Source organism: Fibrobacter sp. UWB4, assembly GCF_002210345.1.
GTDB lineage: Bacteria > Fibrobacterota > Fibrobacteria > Fibrobacterales > Fibrobacteraceae > Fibrobacter.
Map to the genome: position 1 here is coordinate 112,746 of NZ_MWQI01000006.1, position 21,083 is coordinate 133,828.

Below are 21,083 nucleotides of genomic sequence, written 5' to 3' on the forward strand. Positions count from 1 at the left end.
TAAACTAAAAGATGTAAAGAAAAATATGCAAGGGAGATTGTTTATTTTAGGGGGCTAAAATAAATCGAAATCGTCAAATTTTTTCGTTTAGGGGGCGAAATAAAATCTGTTGAACATCTCCTTTTTAAAAATGAATATCTTTTTATCTGTAAAAGTTTAAGCTGGAGGTTCACATGTCCCGTTCCTTGAAGATTTCCCTCGCCTTGTCGGTTGCGTTTGCCGCATCTGCATTGCTTTCTGCCTGTGAAAAGCAGGAAGCCCAGCAGTCTAAGACCCAGGCTGCGCCGGTTGCCGAAGTGGCTCAACAACAGTCCAAGTCCGTCGTGGTTTACTTCTCCCAGACGGGTGCGACTAAAAAGCTGGCTCAGATTTTTAAGGAAGCCCGCAATGCCGATGAAGTCGAACTCCAGCTTGTAAAGCCGTTCCCTTCGACATACGATAGCACGATTGCCGAAGTACGTGCCGAACGCGAAAGCAAGCAGTGGCCCGCTCTCGTGAATGCAAAGGTGGAACTCGCCAAGTACGATACCGTGTTCCTCGGTTATCCGATTATGTTCGGAACTTTCACTCCGCCGATTTACACATTCCTTGACGCAAACGATTTGAGCGGCAAGGTCGTAGTGCCGTTCTGCACTTACGGTAGCGGTGGTCGCAAGGCGAGCGCTAGCGAACTTAAGACTCTTGAACCGAATGCCAATGTGACTATCGCTTATGGAATTTCCAACAAGCGAGTCAATGCCGAAGGCGGTGTTGAAAAGGCTAAGGAAGAAGTCGCGACATTCTTTGCAAATCTCGAAACGGGTAAGACCGAAGAGATGCTTGCCGGTGGCTTCTCGGAACAGCGCCCGCTCACGGCTGAAGATTCAGCCGTGTTTGCCGCAGCTACCAAGGATTACGCCTACTTGGGTCTGAAGCCGCTCAGCGTCTCAACGCAGGTTGTTGCTGGAATGAACTACCTCTTTGTTTGTGAAATGAAGGCTTTTGGTGGGCCGGCAACGCAGACGAACGTCAAGATTTTCAAACCGCTTCCGGGCCATGGTGAACCGGAAATGATCGTCGTCGAAAAGTAAATCATAACGTCATGCCCGACTTGATCGGGCATCTCCCTTAAAATTCTTGAATATGAATTATCTATCATCTGCTCTTGTAATAGCCCTCATCGCGTCCAGCGCATCTCTTGCCGCCCCCAAAGCAAAAAAGCAGGAACTCAAGGACCCGCGTGATAAGCAAAAGTACCGCCTTGTCAAAATCGAAGACCGCACTTGGATGGCCGACAACTTGAACTACAAAATGCCGGGCAGCACTTGCTATAGGGAAGATGACGATAACTGCATGGTCTACGGGCGCCTCTACACTTGGGATGCGGCAAAGTCCGCTTGCCCTGCCGGGTTCCGTTTGCCAACAAACGAAGATTTCGAAAGCTTGTGGAAAGCAGCCGGAGCCGACTTCAATGCCGGCTATTTGATCAAGGCGAATTACGGATGGTCTGGTGAAACGAACGGAAACGATACGCTCAAATTCAGCGCTATGCCATCCGGCAACATGTTCGATGACGGCACTTATGGCAACGAAAGCAAGTTCGCGTTCTTCTGGAGCGCAAACACCGAAGCGAATGAAGCTTCGGTGTGGTATCTTTCGTCAAAGTCGATGGGCTTTAGCTATATGATGAAGCCGAAAGCGTTCGGATTCTCAGTCCGCTGCGTACAGTAAACGGATAGAAAATGTTATACCAATCTGTTTATTCTAGGCAAAACAGGGGCAAAATCGTTTACATTCGACCGATTGCAAATTGCCCAAACAGAAAAGTGCAACATCTTCTTTCAAAATAGTGTATATTTGCGCAGTGGTTCGTTTGGCTCTGTCGGGCTAAACTGTACACTTGTGCCCGGCTAGCAAAAAATCCTCAATCCGTAAGCCCTTCCAAAACTGTTTTTCGGCTGCATGACCGTAGTTTTTAGGCTATTTCGGCAGGTTCCGACTTCGCAGCGTTTCCGTAGCTATACGGCCTGGCCTAACAGAGCCGAAGGGTCATTTTCGCAGCTTTTTCGCAGTTTCGACCCAAAAGTACGGCCTGGCCCGACAGAGCCTTTTATGCTACTGCTCAAATATACACTCTTTGGAGGACTCTGTCAAGCTAAATCGTATTTTTTCATAAAAATTGCGTTTCCGCGGCATGTTTTTCGCTTTTCAACTGCGGTTACGACAGTAAACCTATCTAGTCTTATAGCATTATTTATCTTTTTTTCAGTACCCGGATTCAATTCTGTTGATTACAATTCTGTTTTGCCTTTTCCATTCGCTGCCTCATGGATTATCCCGAACAAGAAATGTCCCTTTTTTGCGCTCAAAAATGTATTTTTAACTCTAGAAAGGCTTTTCCTATTATATGCGCAAATAAATTAATGGTAAAATAATGAAGAAGTTTCTGATTTTTGCAATTTTGTTGGCTCTTTACGGCTGCACATCGGATGACCCTTCCGAAATTGTCAAGCCTGAACCTGTAGAAATTCATTGGTCACTTTCGGGCACCTTCGGTAACGCCACTGTAGATTCTGCCAAGGCTGATACGGAACTGCCGCGAATGGTAAAACGTACAGGCACGTCCACAATGCATCTGGATGGTTTCGATACCGCCTATTTCGATAAGAAAATCTCGCTACGCCACCTACAGGTCAGTGCTGGTGACGAAGTTGACATCGATGACAATGGCAATTTCACTTTTGACAACCAGACCGTATTCGGATTGTGCGAGAACACGAACTCCATCAAGATTATCCCGAAAGCCAAGGAAAACGTAACACTCCGGCCATCGGCCATCATTCTTTATTCTTATATCGACGGTTACTACCAGTACCAATAAACGAATTTGAGTGACATATGAAAAAAGTTCTTTTTTTGATTTTTTTATGCGCATGGATTGCTGGGTGTAGCGACTCCTCGTCAACGTTCCCTTCAGAAAATCCGAAAGAATCTATACAGCCTATTGAACGTGCCGATTCGCTTTACGTAAAAATCCTCCATTATAACGGAACGGACAAAATCTACGAACTCGCCGCGTATCAGGATTCCTATCTCTTCAACGGGGAACTTGGCGATGGCGACCATTATACCATTGAACGAAACTTCTATATCGACACCGTCGTTTTCGATGTTTCTCCAAGATTCCACCAATGTAAAGATTCAAGTTCCTTGACATACAAGATTGACGGCAAAAAGGTCGAGACGGTCGAATCGAAATGGGGGAGACAGGCGCTTCCTCTGCCTGACGAAGAAAAGCACACCGTCGAAATCTCGACAGAGTCGACCTGTAACCAGATGACGGTCACGTTCGATATCGTCCCTTCCGAAAAGTCTGGAAAAATATTCAAGCATACCGACCGTTTTTACCTGAGCTTTTCCCCGAGGATAAACTCTTATCCTTACAAGAATGGTTCCCTGTTCCTCACCATAACGCCCAGCGTGGCACCGCAATACTTCGAAGGCGACACGACGCTCTCACGATGCAAGCTGGTGAGTGGCGAAGACAGCCTCATCATTCCCATGACATTCGATAAGTACAAGAAACGTCTGGGAACTCTCGCCCACATAAACGCGGACAGTGTCACGCTCACTTCGTTTACGGATGCGCATAAGGATTTCTCGCTTGCCTGCGCCCTATATTACCAGTCATGGAAAGTCCCGGCCAAGGTCGATTCGGTACAATACTTCCAGGCATTCCCTGTTTCCTTCAAGAAGACCATCGAAGAGCCCTACATTGGCGAACGCAACGGGAAAATTGATATCTTGCGCGAAAGCGATTTGCTGTCTTACCTTGTAATAATTCGCGCCCATAAAAGGGGAACCGACGAGGTTGTGCACAAGATATACTACGATTACATCCAGGACACCCTTCGTGTTGGCACAAACTGGTACCTTCCTCAAGATTCCCTCGGCTGTCTGGTTGACATAGATTCCATATACGCCTATACACTGCCCTATGTGCTGGCAACTCCGGAGTCGTACAAAATATGGGATTATCTCCATTCGAAATACGCTATAAGCTGTCTGGACGGCAAATGGTGCTCCGAAGACGCCGATATGAAACAAGACTTTGACACGACTCTCGCGAAGCTTTTTACCAAGTATGACGGAATGGATTCGCACACATGGATGTCTGCGTTTGCATGGGAGAGAGACCCTCCCGGCCCCTGTAACTTGCCAAAGTCCAGTTCCAGCTTCAAGAAAGCCGAAAGCAGTTCGAGTTCGGCCTTAGAGAAATGCACCGATGACAATCTCGGAAAAATGGTCGTAGATGAAGACTCGTCAATCTATGTCTGCGAAAACGGGAAATGGCGTGATGCGGAATATACGGAAATGGAGATAATGAAATCCTGCACAAAGGCGAACGATAAGGAACGCTACGAGAAGAAGTCAAAATACAGGACTTCTAATGGAATGCTTATATGCAAGAATTCCATGTGGTATGCGGTAACGATATACGATGACGATATCACGGACTATACCAATCCCGATATTGCATACAGGACATTCGTGGATACGCGGGACAATCATTCCTACAAGATTGTCGATATCGGGACGCAGACCTGGTTTGCCGAAAATCTGGCGTACACCAATGATACTTTGTCTGGAGCCTCTTGCTATGAAGACAATCCGAAGAACTGTAAGATAGGAGGAGTGCAATACTTGTGGAGTACCGCAATGAACTTGCCCTCTAAATACCAGACTGAGCTGGCGACGGAAATCTTGAAGGAGCCCGTGCAGGGGCTTTGTCCTGACGGATGGAGGATTCCAAACAAGGAAGATTGGGATATCTTGACCGAGTACGCCCAGAATAACAGCAAGGCAGAATCATCGTCAGACGCCCTGAAGGCCAAGAATGCCTGGAATTTTGATGATTACGACGACATTTCTGATGAATTCGGTTTTTCCGCCATTCCGGCTTCTGAAAATGGCGACGCCTATTTTGCCTCTTCTACAGAAACGAATGATCCCAAGAAGGGTGTTTTCGACTGGGGCATGTCTACATTCGAGCCATATCCTTCGAGAGGATACTCGTTTATGTACGACACGAAATATCTAGTCCGCTGCGTTAAGGACAAGGAATAGATTTCCTGCCATGCCGACCTTCACAAAATACATCCAGAACGAGGAACACTACTCCGAGGTGATTTCGCGTATCGCGAAGGTCCGCAATACGCTGTGGATCGGTACGGCCGATATCAAGGATGTCTATGTGAAGCAGGATGGCGACGCGATTCCCCTGTTGGGGCAACTCGCTGGCCTCTTGAAACGCGGGGCGTTCCGCGGCAACGTCCACCGAGAATGTTGGCCGCTTCTTCGGTAAGCTTAACTCCCAAAATGCGGGCGCTGCGCATGAGAATCTTGACGATGTCCTTTTCGTTGTAAAGTTCCAGGCGGTACTGGAGTCCAAAGCGGTCACGGAGCGGCCCTGTCAAGAGTCCGCTGCGGGTTGTGGCGCCGACAAGTGTAAAGTGCTTGAGCGGAAGGTTCACGCTCCTTGCCGCAGGGCCAGAGTCGAGCATGATGTCGAGCCTGAAATCTTCCATGGCGGGGTAGAGATATTCTTCGACGACGCGATTCAGGCGGTGGATTTCGTCGATGAACAGGATGTCGTTTTCTTGCAGGCTTGTGAGCAGCCCGGCGAGGTCGCTTGCCTTTTCGAGGACGGGTCCGCTCGTAATGTGGATGTTCACGCCCATTTCTTTCGCGATGATGCTCGAAAGCGTCGTCTTGCCCAAGCCCGGAGGGCCTGCAAAAAGGCAATGGTCGAGTGAGTCGCCGCGGTGCTTTGCCGCTTCGATGGCGATGGATAGGCTTTCCTTGATATCGTCCTGACCCGTAAATTCGCTCAGGCTTGGCGGTCGCAAGTTGCGGTCGGAATCGCTTTCGTCAAAAGAGCATTTCTGCGGTGAAATAATGCGTTGATCGTCCATATTCTAGTTCTTGGTCAATGGTCAGTAGTCAATGGTCTATCGTCTAATTACAAATTACAAATACTTGAGAGCTTCCGGGATAAGAGCTGCCGCGTCCGCGCTGTCGCCGAGAACTTCGACCGCTTTGACCACAGCCTTTTCTGCTGCCGGATCCTTGACCCCAAGCGTATGCAGAGCCAAAACCGCTTCCAACTTTGCCCCGGTTAGCGCTCCGATGCTCGTGATACCGCTCCCTTCGACATCGCCCAGCGATTGCAACATTACGCCAGCTTTTTCCTTGAGCGTCAGCGTCATCTGCTCGCATGTCTTTTTGCCAAGCCCCTTGATTTTGCTGAGGGCAGCCTTGTTGTCGCTAGCAATCATGTTCAAAAGATCGGCGGGCGTGCTTCCGCTCAAAATCCGTTGGGCAAGCTTCGGTCCGATACCGTTCACGCTTAAAAACATGAGGAACAAGTCTTTTTCGGTCGTATCCGCAAAACCGAATAACGTCATGGAATCTTCGCGTACCACGAGATTCGTGTGCAATGTGACTTCGGCACCCTCTTCGGGGGGCTTGCCTGCCGTAGAGGCCGAAATATTGACGCCGTAACCGACCCCTGCACATTCCACAACGACAAACGTAGGGGTTTTCTGTACCAAAATGCCACGAATCCGCTCAATCATAAATTCTCCAAATATGCACTTTTGTGCGGCTCTGTCGGGCTAAACTGTACACTTGTGCCCGGCTAGCAAAAAATCCTCAATCCGTAAGCCCTTCCAAAACTGTTTTTCGGCTGCATGACCGTAGTTTTTAGGCTATTTCGGCAGGTTCCGACTTCGCAGCGTTTCCGTAGCTATACGGCCTGGCCTAACAGAGCCGAAGGGTCATTTTCGCAGCTTTTTCGCAGTTTCGACCCAAAAGTACGGCCTGGCCCGACAGAGCCGTCCGTTTTTTATAGCGTGTAAACGGAGTGAGGTAGTATATGAGCAAGCAAAAAGCACCGGCATTAACCGCATCAAAAGCAGTCGGCAAAAACGATTTCTCCCTGATAGACGAAAATTTCCTGAAATCCAGAATCTACACGATTCGTGGTCTCAAGGTGATGTTGGATTCCGACTTGGCGGAAATTTATGGGTATGACAAAAAGGTTTTTAACCAGCAGGTCAAGAATAATATTGAAAAGTTTGACGATGATTTTCGGTTTCAGCTTGACCGCAATGAACTTGAAAATCTTATATCCCTGCATCCGGCATCAGACTTGAAGTCAAAATTTTTGACTTCAAGTTGGGGTGGCTTGCGAAAAATGCCATTTGCCTTTACCGAACAGGGTATTTATATGCTCATGACGGTCCTCAAGGGGGAACAGGCTATAGCTCAAAGCAAGGCTCTGATTCGCCTTTTCAAGCAGATGAAGGACTACATTGTTTCCGAGAACATGCTGTTGCTCAATGTGGGCAATAATCCGCAAATTTCCTCTTATATGGTTCAAAATACAAGGGAAATTGCAGAAATTCGTGGAGAACTAGCCGAAACCCGCACGGATGTTTTTGCAATGAAGTCTGATTTGCAGAAGGTAATGGAAAACTTCATTGATCCTTCGATGTTTAAGCACTTCTTGATTTTGAACGGACAGAAACTTGAAGCCGATGTTGCGTACGCGCAAATTTATGGTATGGCAAAGAAGTCGGTGGTCATTATTGACAATTATGTGGATGTCAAGACTTTAGATTTACTGCGGAATGTCGCCAAGGGTGTTGTCGTTACGATTTTCAGTGATCAATACGGAAGAACCCGGTTAACCGAGAACATGCTGGCTGATTTTAGGGCCGCACGCCCAGATGTTGTGCTTGAAGATCCGAAAACAGCCGGAAATATATTTCATGACCGCTATATATTGCTTGATTTTGGTTCTAAGAACGAGAAAATATTCCACTGCGGAGCATCTTCCAAAGATGCCGGGAACAAGATTACGTCTATTGTCCAGTTGGATGATGTTTCGGTTTACCATGCTGTGTTTGAGAACTTGTTATGAACTGCTTCGTCTTCTACCTTGCCGAAAGACCATCGTTTTATCAATATCTAGAAGGGCAGAACCTTGCGGTGAATACGATGGATTCGTATTGCTGGACGGCGGATTTTTTCAAGTCGCATTTCGGGCGGTTTGGTCGCAAATCGCTGGCTGATTACAAGAGTTTTCTTCTGGAAAATTTCAAGCCCAAGACCGTTAATTTGCGGATTCAAGGTATCAATAAATATCTGGATTACGCAGGCAAATCGAAACTCCGAGTCAAGAATGTCAAGGTGCAGCAAAAGAGTTTTCTTGAAAATGTCATCAGGAATGCCGATTACAGATTCTTGAAGACGAGTCTATTGCAAGATGGCCAAACCAAGTGGTATTTTGTGGTGTGGTTTCTTTCGGCGACGGGCGCCCGCGTGGGCGAACTGGTGAAACTCAAAGTGGAACATGTGGAGTGCGGATATTTTGACATTTACGGAAAAGGCGGAAAGCTGCGACGGCTCTACATTCCTGAAACTTTGCAAAAAGAAACTTTGCGTTGGTTGGAAAGTGAAGGTCGTTCCAGCGGATACCTGTTCTTGAATCGTTTTGGCAAGCAGATTACCCCGCGGGGGATTGCCTCGCAACTGAAAACGTTCGCAAAGAAATATGGCCTAGATGAAGCCGTCATTTATCCACATTCGTTTCGCCACCGGTTTGCTAAGAACTTTCTGGAAAAGCGAAACGACATCGCTTTGCTTGCTGACCTTATGGGGCACGAACATATCGAAACGACTCGTATTTATTTGCGCCAGACAGCAAGCGAACAGCGTGAAGTCGTAAATAAGGTTGTGACGTGGTAAATTTATATAAACTAAAAAGTCCGCTTTTAGGCGAACTTTTGTACAAAGTAAAGCTGTGCGGGGCGTTTGTCTGAGGTGCGTTTAACGGCAGGTCTTCGTCTAAGATTTTTCCTAATCCCTAAAACCTAATTCCTGACGCCTACTAAACTAGAATGCCTGGTAAATCTTGAAGATCGCGAGAATCTTTCCGATGATTGCAGGAATGCCCGGGCACAAGAAGCAGAGGATGACGCGCGTGACGCGGTTCTTCCACCAGCGCTTGACTTGCCATATGTCGTCGGTCAGCGTTTCCATTTCGGATACTCGTGGCGGTCTGACGTAGACTTGCGTGAGTGCCGTGAAAAATCCGACTCCGATAAGCGGTGTGAGTCCTGTAAACGGAGCCATGACCAGCGCTACCAGAATGGTCAACGGGTGACCGCCTGCGATGATTGCTCCGAGCATGGCGCCACCGCCGGTGAGCATGGCCCATTGTAAACTCAGCTGTCCTGCTTTTTCGATTCCTGCGACGTAGCCCACAAAGGCGATGCTTGCGATGATTAAAAATGTTAAAGTCCAGCCTAAAATTTTCCAGAGCGAGGTGCCCTTCGGGATGACGGAAATGGATTCTTCGCTTGGAAGTTCCTTGTCTTCCTCGATGATGCTTGCAATGCCGCGCATGTGGCCTGCGCCGATAACGGCGACGACCTTGTCTCCTGGAGCGTTCTTGATCTTGCTTGCGAGGAACTGGTCACGTTCGTCTATGAGCACCTGCTTCACTTCTGGAAACGTCTGGCCGAACTCCTGCATCATGGAATTGAGCGCGTCCTTTTCCTTGATTTTCTGGAGTTCTTCTTCGCTAATTTCGGTCTTGTCGAAAATGCTTGCGAATAGCCCGCCCAGGAGACTGAACTTGCGGTACCATGGAGTGCAGGCCCAGGTTCGCTTGAGCGTAATCTTGATGTCGCGGTCGGCCAGTACGATGGGTATGTTCTTTGCGCTTGCGACGTCAACGGCTTCCTTGAGTTCTGAGCCTGGCTTGACGCCGGTCTGTGCGCCCATGCGTTTCTGGTATGAGCCGAGCACCAGGTTTGCGATGAGGGTGGCCAGCTGCTTTTTGCGGATCACGTCTCTCAAGTCTGTGTTCTTCCAGCGGTTCGGGTCCTGGATAGACTTGAGGCGGCCTTCGTCAAGTTCTACACATACGGTGTCCGGGTTTTCGGTTTCGATGGTTTCGTGGACAAGGTCCTTTGAAACTTGCGAAATATGGGCCGTCCCGACGAGGACTATTTCCCTGTCGTCCTTGGTGCGGATTCGGTAGATGTCGGACTTTTCTTCAGACTGAGAATAAACTTCGTTCATAAGGTAGTGGTAATGTAGAAAAAGAAAGGAACATTTTGAGGAAAAAGGCAAGTTTGGGTACATTTTATAGAAAAATGGAACAATTGTGTGGATGTTTGTAATATTTATGTTTATATTTTGGTAGGATTTTTTTTTCGGAGGAGTACCCCATGAAAAAATTGTTGGTTATTTTATCTGCAATTAGCTTGTTCCTTATGGGCTGCGCAGGCACCCCGAAGGACGAAGGCGAGGCATTGGATAATGCCCTCGTTTCTTTCACATCCAGTGTCCAGAGTTCCCGTTGGCAGGAAGCTCTTAGCTATGTGACTCCGGACGAAGCTCGTCAGATTGGTACATCGGACGGCTATGAATTCTTGCCGGAATACCAGACGGCAGCAAGCCGCTTGCCGCTCTCTACGCTCCGCAAGGCCGGACTTGGCGTCGATAGCGATGGTCGCCTCGTCGGCATCAAGGCTGTCATGGACGAAACGAATGAACGCTACAAGGTTTCTGAAGAACAGGCTAAGGTCGGAACGAACCTGAAGCAGATGGAAGATGACCGCATCAAGCGCCGTCTCGAAGAAGGCCAGAAGATTCTCCAGGAAGAAGAAGCTACGGCTCATCAGGAACAGCAGGTCGAAGTGCTCACGAACCGCCTCACGGACGACGAAAAGCGCAAGTACGGCAGCACGGGTGAACTCCTTGCTCCGGAATCCACTCGCGAAGATGGCACTGCTGAAGAATCCTACAACGGTGACTACAAGTAATCGGCTCGTTTCCTGCAAAAACTTTTTGTAGATTTTCCCTCGACAGTTAGTCGGGGGATTTTTTTTAGGAGTGTCCTATGAATCGAATTGTTGCGTCATTTGCTATGCTTGTAACGCTTGCTCTGATGGCTTGCGGTTCGGACTGGAGCGTCGGTCCTAGCGATGGCGGAGCCTCTTTCAACAGGCGCTTCCACTATTACTACGAAGTGGACTGCCGTTACGATGCCTTTGACCAGCCTTACGACTGCTCGGACACCTATTCCATGTCGCCGTCCATGAGTGTTGACCTGCGGATTACCCACGATGGCTATGCCACATTTTGCGTCAATGATGATTGTTCCTACTATAACCCGCGCGAATACGATGTCGGTTACAATCATGGGACGCGCTATTATGATTTTGTGGGGTATGATACTCGTTGGGTTGTCTATGCCGATGGCTCCGAAGTCATTTTCGTAGATTCTCGCAATATCGACGCCTACGCCTACTATTATTACTACGATAACCCGGACTATTACGATTATTACTATTGATTTATTGGCGCAATTTTCTATATTGGCGCCCTTTCTGGGCGCATATAGCACGGCTCGGTCATGCCAATTCGTGCAAGCACGATTGACGCGACTCTCGCCTTAAGCTATATTTGCTCCCACTCATGAGTAATTCGGAAAATTTTGTTATCGCCCTTGATGGGGGCTCTGGCACAGGCAAGAGTACCACTGCAAAGATTATTGCAAAGAAATTGGGCATTACCTACCTCGACACAGGTGCGATGTACCGCGCCGTGACGCTTGCCGCCCTCGATGCTGGACTTGCCGCCGAAGAAGGTTCGGCCATGGACGAATTGCTCTCTAACCTCACGCTCGGGTTCGACTCCGAAAACCATATCCTCATTAACGGTGTCTGCCGCGAATCTGAAATCCGTGGCATGCGCGTATCGAGCAACGTGAGCATCTACTGCGCCCTCCCGTCGGTCCGCGCCGCAATGACCAAGCAGCAGCGCGAAATCGGCAAGAAGCAGAGCTGCATTCTGGATGGCCGCGATATCGGAACGGTCGTTTTCCCCGATGCGAAGTACAAGTTTTTCATGGTCACAGACGTGAAGGTCCGCGCCGAACGCCGCTACAAGGAACTCCTTGAAAAAGGCGAAAAAGTTACCCTCGAAGAAGTCCTCAACAATCTGGTCGAACGCGACCGCCTGGACTCATCTCGTGCGACCGCCCCGTTAAAGAAGGCGGACGATGCTATTGAAATTGACACTACACACATCTCAATCGAACAACAGGTTCAAAAGATTCTCGACTACGTAGGTGTAGTGGCGTAGCCTGAATCCTTTGTTACCACAACCCAATTAACTAATATGTCTCAAAATCTCAAATTCGGAACTCAAGAAGATCTCGAAGAAATTCTCGCCGCCCAGGGTGAATGCTCCCCGGACTTCCGCAAGGCCAACGCTGACGTCTATGCCGGCATGGGCTGCCTCGAACAGGGCAAGCTCGTCACGGGCAAGATCAGCCAGGTGAACGACCAGGAAGTTCTCGTCGACGTGAACTACAAGTCCGAAGGCGTTATTGATCGCGCCGAATTCAAGGATACTGATTCTCTCGAACTCGGTTCCGAAATCGAAGTGTTCGTCGAAAAGCTCGAAGACGAAGACGGTCGCCTCATCCTCTCCAAGCAGAAGGCTGACTTCGTTCGCGTGTGGGATCGCATCCACGCTGCATTCGAAAACAACGAAGTCGTACGTGGCACTCTCACGAAGCGCATCAAGGGCGGCGTTGTCGTCGACCTCTTTGGTATCGATGCCTTCCTCCCGGGCTCTCAGATCGACCTCCGTCAGATTCCGGACATCAACGCTCTTATCGGCCAGGAATTCGACCTCAAGGTTATCAAGGTCAACAAGGCTCGTCGCAACATCGTCGTTTCTCGCCGTGTTGTTCTCGAAGAAGAACGCAACAAGCAGCGTGGCGACGTTCTCGAAACTCTCGAGAAGAACCAGGTCCGCAAGGGTATCGTCAAGAACATCACCGACTTCGGTGCATTCATCGACCTTGGCGGCGTAGATGGCCTCCTCCACATCACCGACATGAGCTACAAGCGCATCAACCACCCGTCCGAAATGCTCCAGCTCGGTCAGGAAGTCGAAGTCATGGTCCTCGACTTCAACGACAAGAAGGAACGCATCTCTCTCGGCATGAAGCAGCTTAAGCCGCATCCGTGGAAGGATATCGCCGAACGTTATCCGGAAGGCGCTATCGTTAAGGGTAAGGTTGTTTCCATCACTGATTACGGTGCATTCGTCGAACTCGACAGCGGTGTTGAAGGTCTCATCCACGTTTCTGAAATGTCCTGGACCCAGCACGTCAAGCACCCGTCCAAAATCCTCACCGTCGGTCAGGAAGTCGAAGCTGTTGTTCTCAAGGTTGAAGAAGATGCAGAACGTATCTCTCTCGGCATGAAGCAGCTCGAATCTGATCCGTGGGATTCTATCGAAACCGAACTTCCGCCGGGCGCACGCGTCGTCGGTGAAATCCGCAACATCGCTTCCTTCGGCGCATTCGTCGAAATCAAGGAAGGTGTTGATGGCCTCATCCACGTCTCTGACATGTCCTGGACCAAGAAGATCACCCACCCGAACGAAATGGTCAAGAAGGGTGACAAGGTTGAATGCGTCGTTCTCGCCGTCGATAAGGAAAAGCGCCGCATTTCTCTCTCCATGAAGCACCTCACCGAAGACCCGTGGGATTCTATCGATTCCACCTATCCGGTTGACTCTGAAGTCAAGGGCAAGATCGTTCGCATGCTCGACCGCGGCGTCGTGGTTGAACTCGCTGACGGTATCGAAGGCTTCATCCCGGTTTCCAAGCTCACCGCTGAATACATCAAGGTTCCGGCCGATGCATTCAAGGTTGGCGACGAAGTTCCGGCTGTCGTGACCGAAATCGATCAGAACAACCGCAAGATTTACCTCTCCGTTGTTGACTACTTCAAGAACCGTGAATCCGCTGAACTCAAGGCTTGGATGGACTCCCACAAGCCGGGCGAAAACGGCACCACGATTGGCGAAGCTGTTGCTCCGAAGAAGAAGGCTTCCAAGAAGAAGGCTGAAAAGTCTGAAGAAGAAGCTTAATTTAGTTTCTGACTAAAGCTTAAAGGAATCCCGCGGGTAACCGTGGGGTTTCTTTTTATTTGTCATTCCCGCCTCCGAGCGGGAATCTCCATACACATCTCGAAATGCAGAAATTGACGCCTACGGCGTCCGCTGCTTCGGCTCGGAAATGCGAAAACAAGTTTTCGCGCTTCTCTCGCCTTGCTCACTTTTCTATCTTGCAGTTCATGAATCTCGCTGGAAAGAAAATCCTTCTTGGAGTCTCGGGCGGAATTGCCGCCTACAAGTCTTGTGAACTCTTGCGCCTGTTGCAAAAGAAAGGCGCCGAAGTGCGCGTCTGCATGACCGAAGCTGCTACACAGTTCGTGGCTCCGCTTACGTTTGCAAGCCTTTCCAAGTGCCCCGTTTACCTGAAGAACGGCGCCGTCGAAGCCCGCCCTTTCCAGCACATTGATTTTCCGCGTTGGGCGGACCTTTATTTGGTTGTTCCGGCGACCGCCAACGTTATCGGAAAGTTTGTCTATGGCATTGCCGATGACCCCGTAAGCCTTTGCTTTATGAGCTGTACGGGTCCGCGCTTTATCGCCCCTGCGATGAATGTCGCCATGTTCAATTCCCCGGCGGTCAAGCGCAATCTCGAAACGCTCCGCAGTTTTGAAAACACATTCGTGATGGATAGCCCGGCAGGCGAACTTGCCTGTGGCGAAGTCGGCAAAGGCCGCCTCCTCGACCCCGCTGAAATTGTCGCTTATTTGGAAGCAACCAACGTCGTCCTGAACAACGTGAAGGACTGTTCGCAACCCGTCACCCTGAGTGAAACGAAGGGTCCAATCAAATCTTGCCCAACGCAATCTCCTGCCGCGCAGTTCCTTCAAGAAACAGCTTTGCAGGACCTTCCTGCATCCGGAGTGGGCAAACGCCGCGTCCTCATCACCGCCGGCCGCACCGAAGAAGCGATTGACCCCGTGCGTTACATCAGCAACCGCAGCAGCGGAAAGACCGCAGTCGCAATTGCCGCGACGTTCCTTGCGAATGGCTTCGACGTGAATGTTGTCGCAGGCCCGATGGAAGCCGAATTCCCCGGAGGCGTACGCGTCAAAAAAGTCAAGAGCGCTTGCGATATGCACAAGGCCGTTCTCGAACAGATGAAGAACGCCGATGTGCTTGTGCATTGCGCCGCCGTAGCCGATTACCGCCCGAAGATAGCCGCCACCGAAAAAATCAAGGATAGCCGTAGCCAACTCATCTTGGAACTGGAACCGAATCCGAACATCTTGCGCGATAGCGTCGCACAAAAACGCGCAGACCAGGTCGTTATCGGCTTTGCGCTTGAAACGGACCACTTCAAGGAACATGCGGCCGAAAAGCTCAAGAAGAGCGGTGCTGATGCGCTCCTACTCAACGCCCCCGTGGCATCAAACAGCGGTTTTGGTTTTGACGAAGTCCGTTACACATTGATCCGCGCGAACTCTCGCAAAGCACAAGAATCCGGCGACTCTCGAAACGCCGCAGAGGTTGAAATTCCCGAGATGAAGATGGGCTCCAAAATCGATCTCGCGCAAGAAATTGTAGATTTTAGCCTTGATAAGTTAAAGAACGTTTAGAGGAACGGTATGCCCGAAGAATTTGATTTTAGCGAACTTCGCAAGTATCTGCAAGGCCAAATGGACATGGGCGAGGAGGATTTGCTCCTCGATGAACCGTGGACATTGACTCGCAAAAAGTCCGCTGCTCCGGCTCCTGCTCGTCCTGCAAATCCGATGCCTCAAATGTCGCGCCCGGCAAATCCGGCGCCATTCCCGCAGCATTCGGCTCCCGCGAATCCTGCTCCGATTCCGCAGCAATCGCCGTTCCCTTCAAACCCAGCCCCGTTTGCAAATCCCGCGCAGTCGGCATTTGCTGCACAGTCCGCTTTTCAGCAGCCTGCGTTCGGCGCTCCCGCGCAACCCGCGCCGGCTCCGCGTCCGGCCCCGGCGCCAAAGCTCGATGCTGGCCTCACCATTGCCCCGCGCGCCGTCAAGAAGACGACTGCCGCGTACGAACTTGCCGATTCCATCGGCGCCTTCTACAATGCGCTCAAGACAGATGCACTTTACGCCCGTGCCGCGAACGTTGTTCGCTATGAAGGCCCGGAACACCCGCGCCTTCTGATTCTCCTTGCTGCCCCGAAGCCCGGCGAGCCGGCCGGCGCCTTTTTCCAGTCTCCGACTGGCGAGATGCTTGTGCGTTTGTTCGGAAGCCTCGGTTACGCTCCAGACTCTCTTGGTGTTACATATTTCTACAAAGATGCTCCGCGAGCACTATCTCCGATCCTGCTCGCCTCGCTCCGTCGAATGCTAACAAAGGAACTTTCCTTTATTGCACCTGAAATGATGATTACCTTTAGCGAGCCGCTTTTCTATGACGTGTTCAGCAAGGGCAAGAACTTCAACGAACTCGCAGGAACTGCGCTTGATTTCAACGGCACAAAGACTGTTTCGCTTGTCGATGCTTACGCGATGACTTCGGATAAACAGCTCAAATGGCTCACGTGGAAGGTGCATATCCCGCGCAGCGGCCTTTTCACCGCCGCCAAGTAGCCGCGCATTCCACGTGCGCACTCGCAATTACATTGTCATGCCCGCCACCGAGCGGGCATCTCCATTTTTATGGCCCATTTCACCCCGATTTCGTGCCATCCCCAAAATTCCATGTAAATTTTTATTGTATATTTAAACCGGTATAGTTATGTCTGAAGAAAATAATTCCAAGTCGTTTGATGGTCGCCAAATGCCCGCCGATGTTGAGGCGGAACGCTGTTTGCTGGGTGGTATTTTACGTGACCCCGAAGTGATGGGCGTCGCTGTTATGGCCATCAATGACGATGACTTTTTCTACATGGAACGTCATCAGTTGATTTGGAACGCGCTTTGCAGTTTGAACAAGGCGGTTACTCCCATCGATCCCGTGACGCTTTCAGCGGAACTCACGAAGATGGGCAAGCTCGACCTTGTCGGTGGCCGCGAATACATCTTTGAATTGATGGAATCCGTCGCATCGTCGGCGAATGTCCCGTGGCAGTTGGAACACCTTCGCAACAAGGCGGTGCTCCGCAAACTTATCCGCACGTCATCCGATATTATCCGCCAGGCGATGGACCCGGCCTCAACGCCGGACAATGTGTTACAGGATGCCGAACGCGATATCTTTGCGATTGCCGATAACCAGGTGCGCAACACCTTGAAGTCGATCGACAACTTTGTGGCGCCTCTTTTGGAACGCATCAACAACCGTCGTGATGGCGGCATTACGGGTGTGCCTACGGGCATTACGGAACTGGATGAACTCACGAACGGTCTCCAGAATTCCGACTTGATCATTCTCGCAGCCCGTCCGGGTGTGGGTAAAACATCTTTCGCGATGACGGTTGCCGCAAATGCAGCCATTCGCTACGGCAAGAACGTTGCCTTTTTCAGCTTGGAAATGGACGGCATCCAGCTCGCCCAGCGTCTGCTTTGCTCGCAGGCGCAGGTGGACCAGAGTAGGCTCCGCAACGGTAAGCTCAGTTCTGACGAAATCAAGAAGATTATCGCCGCAGTGACGCCGATTAATCAGGCTCCGCTGTTTGTCGATGACAACGCCGACCTCGGCATCATGGAACTCATGAGCAAGGCGCGCCAGCTCAAGCACAAGGGCCACCTCGACCTCCTCATCATCGACTACTTGCAGTTGATGAAGACCGGCAAGGAAGAAAACCGCGCGGTTGCAATCGGTGCCATTTCCCGTGGTCTAAAAATCTTGGCGAAGGAATTGAGCATCCCGGTCATCGCACTTGCACAGCTCAGCCGTAAAGTCGAAGAAAAGGGTCGTGAACGCCCGCAGCTTTCGGACTTGCGTGAATCCGGTTCTATCGAACAGGACGCCGACATGGTGTGGTTCGTGGAACGCCCGTTCGTGCAGACGCACAAGGACGAAGACCGCTACAAGGCAACACTCATTGTGGCGAAGCACCGTAACGGTTCCGTGAAGGATATTGACATGAGCTTCGTGCCTGAATACACGACGTTCTACGATGCGACCGACCAGCAAGGCGTGGAAGGTGACGAAGATTATCAGTATGGCTCAGATGACGATGGCGGTGGACCGCAGGTTGCCGACTTTGGGAGCTTTTAAGGAAGTGCAATGCCGTTGATTCTGAAACCGATAAATTGGATAGGGCAAAAGATTGTCGATGCAATCGCCGCTGTAGGCGAGTGCATTTGCATCCTGTTCATTACGCTCAAGCAGTTCAGGTATGTGCACAAGAATCCGGCCCTGATCGTAAAGGAGATGATCTCTGTAGGAGTCTCCTCGCTCCCGCTTTTGTTTGTGACGTCCATCTTTACAGGCATGGTCGCGACCATCATGGCCGAGTTCGAATTTCACAATCTCGTGTCCGACAAGTTCGTGGGAACGGCCGCTTGCAAGATGGTGCTGATAGAACTTGGCCCCTTGCTTACTGCGATTGTGCTTTCGGGCCGTGTGGGTAGCGCCGTTGCTGCTGAAATCGGCTCCATGAAGGAAAAGGAAGAACTCTCCGCGTATGTGGTGCTCGGGCTTGATCCGTACCGCTACCTTGCCATGCCGAGGCTGTTTGCGTTCTTGACGATGATCCCGTGCCTGACGGCCATCTCTAATGCGCTTGCGCTGATTGGCGGCTGGATCGTCTGTGTGCTTGCTCTGGATATCACGACCTACACCTATTCGACCGGTATGCAGTACCTGTTCGAAAATCTGGACTTGTGGGCGGGGATTATCAAGTCTATTGTATTTGGAACGATCATATTTGTGCTTGCCTACTACCATGGGACGCATTCCAAGCCGGGTGCGCATGGTGTTGGACTTGCGACGATGAGCGTTGTGGTTTCTAGTTGTCTTATGATTTTGGTTTCTGACTTTATTCTTGATGCGTTCTTGTTCTTCTAGAGGTTGAGCTATGCCGAATGTAAAAATCGATCCGAATGACATTGCAATTCGACTCAAAGGGCTTAAGAAGTCCTTTGGCCCTCAGACCGTTCTTGAAGACGTGAACCTCGACATCCGCCGTGGCGAGACGATGGTGATTATCGGTAAGTCCGGTGGTGGCAAGTCTGTGATTCTAAAGCACATGATTGGACTTTTGCAGCCGGATGGCGGCGAAGTGACTGTCGATGGCGTGACGATCAGTACGCCACAGTTCTTCGATACGCGTACCATCCGCCGCAAGATGGGTATGTTGTTCCAAATGGGCGCCTTGTTCGATTCCATGGACACGGGCGAGAATATCGCTTTTGCCCTCCGCGAACATCACCCGGAAATGTCTGAAGCTGAGATCCAGAACGTGGTGACGGAAAAGCTTCAGATGATCAACCTCGTGCCGTCATTCCGTACAAAGATGCCCTCCGAACTTTCGGGCGGTATGCGTAAGCGCGTGGCTCTTGCAAGGGCCATTGCCTTGAATCCGGAAATTCTTTTGTACGATGAACCGACAACGGGCCTGGACCCGATTACAAGTGACGTGATCAACGATCTTATTCTCGATATGCAGAGCAAGCTCGGTGTCACCTCGGTTGTTGTGACGCACGACATGGTAAGCGCCTTCAAGGTGGCGGACCGAATCGCCATGCTATACAATGGGCGAATCATCGAAGTGGGTTCAGTCGATGAAATCAAGAATACAAGCAACCCGTATGTGCACCAGTTCATTACGGGACAACGTAAAATTTCGGTGGATGGGGAATCGCAGGAGTAGAATTTAAGATGGGGAATAATATGGATAGGAAAAAGTTTTTACCATTATTGCTTTCGTCGGCAATGGTGCTGTTCTGGGCTTGTGGTGAAGGTGAGATTGCTAAAGCTACAGATAATGACGAATTGGCGATGAAAAAAATCGAAGAAATTGATGAACTTGAATTTGCCAATTTCTTTATCAAGGAATACTGTAAGGGAAAAAAGAACTGCAATGTAGAACTTATAAAGAGTAGCAGTTCCAAAAAGAACGACGCGAAAAGCAGCAGTTCTGCAAAGTCTTCTTCGTCCAAAAAATCTTCTGATTCTGGCAAGAGCAGCAGCTCTGCGAAGTCTTCGTCGTCTGGAAAATCGTCTAGTTCTGGCAATAGCGGCAGTTCGACATCGTCGAGTTCGTCAAAGACCGGCTCTAGCTCCAGCGGCGCTTTGAAAGTCTCTGGTAAGTGTAGCGTCGAAAAAGACGATGTTGTTCGTATCGGAGACGCTGTCACGTGGAGCTATGTTCCTAATGAAGGAACGCTGGATGAAGGCAAATACAAGTGGGACCTGAGTCCTGATGCCGGAAGGAAGCCTAGCGTCCTTGTCGGTTCCGTTGAAGAAACCGGTTTCCCTGAAATCACGGTGGCTTATGATGCGGAAGGCCCTGTCATCGGTCCGTTGCTGACCTTTGCCGGCAAGGAATTTGATTGTGGCGATTTTGTAAAGCCGTTTACGGTACATGCTGCGGGTTATGATCCGACGTCTTCTTCTGCTATGGAATCCTCGTCTTCTGAGGCGGAATCGTCTTCTTCGGAGGTGAAATCTTCTTCAAGCGTCGTGAGGGGCTACTGCAAGGTTAGCAAGCGCGAAGCGTTTGTCGATGAAGAAGTGTACTGGTATGTTGCCGATGAAAACGGAGTCGAACTTGAAGGGTATCACAACTGGACGGGTCTCGGCGCCTTTGGTACGCTTGTTTCGGGCGAACGCGAAGGAAATGGTTCCACCAGGATTAAGGTGAAGTATTCTGCACCAGGGCAAAAGGAACCTACTGTACAGTATGGAACGCTGGCTCTTATTTGCGATATCGATGATGAACTGGATCCGTTCCTTGTAGTTAAGCCCAAGATTGAAGAAAGTTCATCTTCCGAAGAACCCGAGGAAAGCTCGTCATCGTATGTTGAATTGAGTTCTTCTGATCAGGCTTCATCATCTTCTGGTAAGCCTCCGGTGATCGATTAGTACACAAAAAACTGTATAATTAACTTTACAAACACCCTGGACTTGATGTCTGGGGTGTTTTTTTGTGAACTTCCTCAATAAAAAACGCTTACACCATTTGCATATTGCCGTGATTTAATTTATTTTTCGCC

Annotated in this window: 18 protein-coding genes and 1 pseudogene; 16 read left to right on the top strand and 3 right to left on the bottom strand. The window is 50.0% G+C overall.

Annotated features, from left to right (window positions below):
- Positions 1–173 precede the first annotated feature (173 nt).
- From B7990_RS10380 to B7990_RS10395, 4 genes are all read left to right on the top strand, one after another.
- A complete protein-coding gene (locus tag B7990_RS10380; RefSeq protein WP_088640885.1) occupies positions 174–1,070 on the top strand; it encodes a flavodoxin in 897 nt (298 codons plus the stop codon).
- Positions 1,071–1,122: 52 nt separating this feature from the next.
- A complete protein-coding gene (locus B7990_RS10385) occupies positions 1,123–1,710 on the top strand; it encodes a fibrobacter succinogenes major paralogous domain-containing protein (RefSeq protein ID WP_088640886.1) in 588 nt (195 codons plus the stop codon).
- A gap of 703 nt (positions 1,711–2,413) precedes the next feature.
- A complete protein-coding gene (locus B7990_RS10390; RefSeq protein ID WP_088640887.1) occupies positions 2,414–2,860 on the top strand; it encodes a hypothetical protein in 447 nt (148 codons plus the stop codon).
- A 17-nt stretch (positions 2,861–2,877) separates the two neighbouring features.
- Positions 2,878–5,106: an FISUMP domain-containing protein gene (locus B7990_RS10395; protein ID WP_088640888.1), complete on the top strand. Its 2,229-nt coding sequence runs from the start codon at positions 2,878–2,880 to the stop codon at positions 5,104–5,106.
- A 179-nt stretch (positions 5,107–5,285) separates the two neighbouring features.
- Here the strand turns inward: B7990_RS10395 and ruvB are convergent.
- Both ruvB and ruvA read right to left on the bottom strand, forming a co-directional pair.
- Positions 5,286–5,954: pseudogene (ruvB, locus tag B7990_RS10405) on the bottom strand (Holliday junction branch migration DNA helicase RuvB); the annotation flags it as partial.
- Between the two features lie 54 nt (positions 5,955–6,008).
- Positions 6,009–6,617, bottom strand: a complete 609-nt coding sequence (gene ruvA / locus B7990_RS10410) for a Holliday junction branch migration protein RuvA (RefSeq protein ID WP_088640889.1) — start codon at positions 6,615–6,617, stop codon at positions 6,009–6,011.
- A gap of 299 nt (positions 6,618–6,916) precedes the next feature.
- On the opposite strand from ruvA, the gene B7990_RS10415 reads away from it, so the two are divergent.
- Both B7990_RS10415 and B7990_RS10420 read left to right on the top strand, forming a co-directional pair.
- Complete coding sequence (locus B7990_RS10415; RefSeq protein ID WP_088640890.1) at positions 6,917–7,966, top strand: ORF6N domain-containing protein; 1,050 nt, start codon at positions 6,917–6,919, stop codon at positions 7,964–7,966.
- Between the two features lie 77 nt (positions 7,967–8,043).
- Positions 8,044–8,793: a tyrosine-type recombinase/integrase gene (locus B7990_RS10420; RefSeq protein ID WP_368668120.1), complete on the top strand. Its 750-nt coding sequence runs from the start codon at positions 8,044–8,046 to the stop codon at positions 8,791–8,793.
- A gap of 147 nt (positions 8,794–8,940) precedes the next feature.
- Here the strand turns inward: B7990_RS10420 and B7990_RS10425 are convergent, their stop codons facing one another.
- Positions 8,941–10,134: a TraB/GumN family protein gene (locus B7990_RS10425; RefSeq protein ID WP_088640892.1), complete on the bottom strand. Its 1,194-nt coding sequence runs from the start codon at positions 10,132–10,134 to the stop codon at positions 8,941–8,943.
- Positions 10,135–10,283: 149 nt separating this feature from the next.
- On the opposite strand from B7990_RS10425, the gene B7990_RS10430 reads away from it, so the two are divergent.
- The 10 genes from B7990_RS10430 (at position 10,284) to B7990_RS10475 (ending at position 20,952) form a co-directional block, all read left to right on the top strand.
- On the top strand, positions 10,284–10,880 hold the full coding sequence (locus B7990_RS10430; protein WP_088640893.1) for a hypothetical protein: 597 nt from the start codon (positions 10,284–10,286) through the stop codon (positions 10,878–10,880).
- Between the two features lie 77 nt (positions 10,881–10,957).
- Positions 10,958–11,413, top strand: a complete 456-nt coding sequence (locus tag B7990_RS10435; RefSeq protein WP_088640894.1) for a hypothetical protein — start codon at positions 10,958–10,960, stop codon at positions 11,411–11,413.
- 122 nt (positions 11,414–11,535) lie between these two features.
- Positions 11,536–12,204, top strand: coding sequence for a (d)CMP kinase (gene cmk, locus B7990_RS10440; RefSeq protein ID WP_088640895.1), 669 nt, complete (start codon positions 11,536–11,538; stop codon positions 12,202–12,204).
- Between the two features lie 36 nt (positions 12,205–12,240).
- Entirely contained in the window at positions 12,241–14,010 is a 1,770-nt protein-coding gene (gene rpsA, locus B7990_RS10445; RefSeq protein WP_088630876.1) for a 30S ribosomal protein S1, read from the top strand.
- Positions 14,011–14,114: 104 nt separating this feature from the next.
- Positions 14,115–15,593: a phosphopantothenate--cysteine ligase family flavoprotein gene (locus B7990_RS10450; RefSeq protein WP_141099260.1), complete on the top strand. Its 1,479-nt coding sequence runs from the start codon at positions 14,115–14,117 to the stop codon at positions 15,591–15,593.
- A gap of 9 nt (positions 15,594–15,602) precedes the next feature.
- Positions 15,603–16,568, top strand: coding sequence for a hypothetical protein (locus B7990_RS10455; RefSeq protein WP_088640897.1), 966 nt, complete (start codon positions 15,603–15,605; stop codon positions 16,566–16,568).
- A gap of 148 nt (positions 16,569–16,716) precedes the next feature.
- Entirely contained in the window at positions 16,717–18,141 is a 1,425-nt protein-coding gene (gene dnaB / locus B7990_RS10460; RefSeq protein ID WP_088640898.1) for a replicative DNA helicase, read from the top strand.
- A gap of 9 nt (positions 18,142–18,150) precedes the next feature.
- Positions 18,151–18,933, top strand: a complete 783-nt coding sequence (locus tag B7990_RS10465) for an ABC transporter permease (protein WP_088640899.1) — start codon at positions 18,151–18,153, stop codon at positions 18,931–18,933.
- Positions 18,934–18,943: 10 nt separating this feature from the next.
- A complete protein-coding gene (locus B7990_RS10470; RefSeq protein WP_088640900.1) occupies positions 18,944–19,738 on the top strand; it encodes an ABC transporter ATP-binding protein in 795 nt (264 codons plus the stop codon).
- Between the two features lie 20 nt (positions 19,739–19,758).
- Positions 19,759–20,952 (top strand): hypothetical protein, encoded by a 1,194-nt coding sequence (locus B7990_RS10475; RefSeq protein WP_141099261.1) that lies wholly within the window; start codon positions 19,759–19,761, stop codon positions 20,950–20,952.
- Positions 20,953–21,083 lie beyond the last annotated feature (131 nt).

Excerpts from the sequence above, each read along its gene's own strand:
- B7990_RS10380 (WP_088640885.1), top strand. The coding sequence starts at position 174 with ATGTCCCGTTCCTTGAAGATTTCCCTCGCCTTGTCGGTTGCGTTTGCC.
- B7990_RS10385 (WP_088640886.1), top strand. The coding sequence starts at position 1,123 with ATGAATTATCTATCATCTGCTCTTGTAATAGCCCTCATCGCGTCCAGC.
- B7990_RS10390 (WP_088640887.1), top strand. The coding sequence starts at position 2,414 with ATGAAGAAGTTTCTGATTTTTGCAATTTTGTTGGCTCTTTACGGCTGC.
- B7990_RS10395 (WP_088640888.1), top strand. The coding sequence starts at position 2,878 with ATGAAAAAAGTTCTTTTTTTGATTTTTTTATGCGCATGGATTGCTGGG.
- ruvA (WP_088640889.1), bottom strand. The coding sequence starts at position 6,617 with ATGATTGAGCGGATTCGTGGCATTTTGGTACAGAAAACCCCTACGTTT.
- B7990_RS10415 (WP_088640890.1), top strand. The coding sequence starts at position 6,917 with ATGAGCAAGCAAAAAGCACCGGCATTAACCGCATCAAAAGCAGTCGGC.
- B7990_RS10420 (WP_368668120.1), top strand. The coding sequence starts at position 8,044 with ATGGATTCGTATTGCTGGACGGCGGATTTTTTCAAGTCGCATTTCGGG.
- B7990_RS10425 (WP_088640892.1), bottom strand. The coding sequence starts at position 10,134 with ATGAACGAAGTTTATTCTCAGTCTGAAGAAAAGTCCGACATCTACCGA.
- B7990_RS10430 (WP_088640893.1), top strand. The coding sequence starts at position 10,284 with ATGAAAAAATTGTTGGTTATTTTATCTGCAATTAGCTTGTTCCTTATG.
- B7990_RS10435 (WP_088640894.1), top strand. The coding sequence starts at position 10,958 with ATGAATCGAATTGTTGCGTCATTTGCTATGCTTGTAACGCTTGCTCTG.
- cmk (WP_088640895.1), top strand. The coding sequence starts at position 11,536 with ATGAGTAATTCGGAAAATTTTGTTATCGCCCTTGATGGGGGCTCTGGC.
- rpsA (WP_088630876.1), top strand. The coding sequence starts at position 12,241 with ATGTCTCAAAATCTCAAATTCGGAACTCAAGAAGATCTCGAAGAAATT.
- B7990_RS10450 (WP_141099260.1), top strand. The coding sequence starts at position 14,115 with ATGCAGAAATTGACGCCTACGGCGTCCGCTGCTTCGGCTCGGAAATGC.
- B7990_RS10455 (WP_088640897.1), top strand. The coding sequence starts at position 15,603 with ATGCCCGAAGAATTTGATTTTAGCGAACTTCGCAAGTATCTGCAAGGC.
- dnaB (WP_088640898.1), top strand. The coding sequence starts at position 16,717 with ATGTCTGAAGAAAATAATTCCAAGTCGTTTGATGGTCGCCAAATGCCC.
- B7990_RS10465 (WP_088640899.1), top strand. The coding sequence starts at position 18,151 with ATGCCGTTGATTCTGAAACCGATAAATTGGATAGGGCAAAAGATTGTC.
- B7990_RS10470 (WP_088640900.1), top strand. The coding sequence starts at position 18,944 with ATGCCGAATGTAAAAATCGATCCGAATGACATTGCAATTCGACTCAAA.
- B7990_RS10475 (WP_141099261.1), top strand. The coding sequence starts at position 19,759 with ATGGATAGGAAAAAGTTTTTACCATTATTGCTTTCGTCGGCAATGGTG.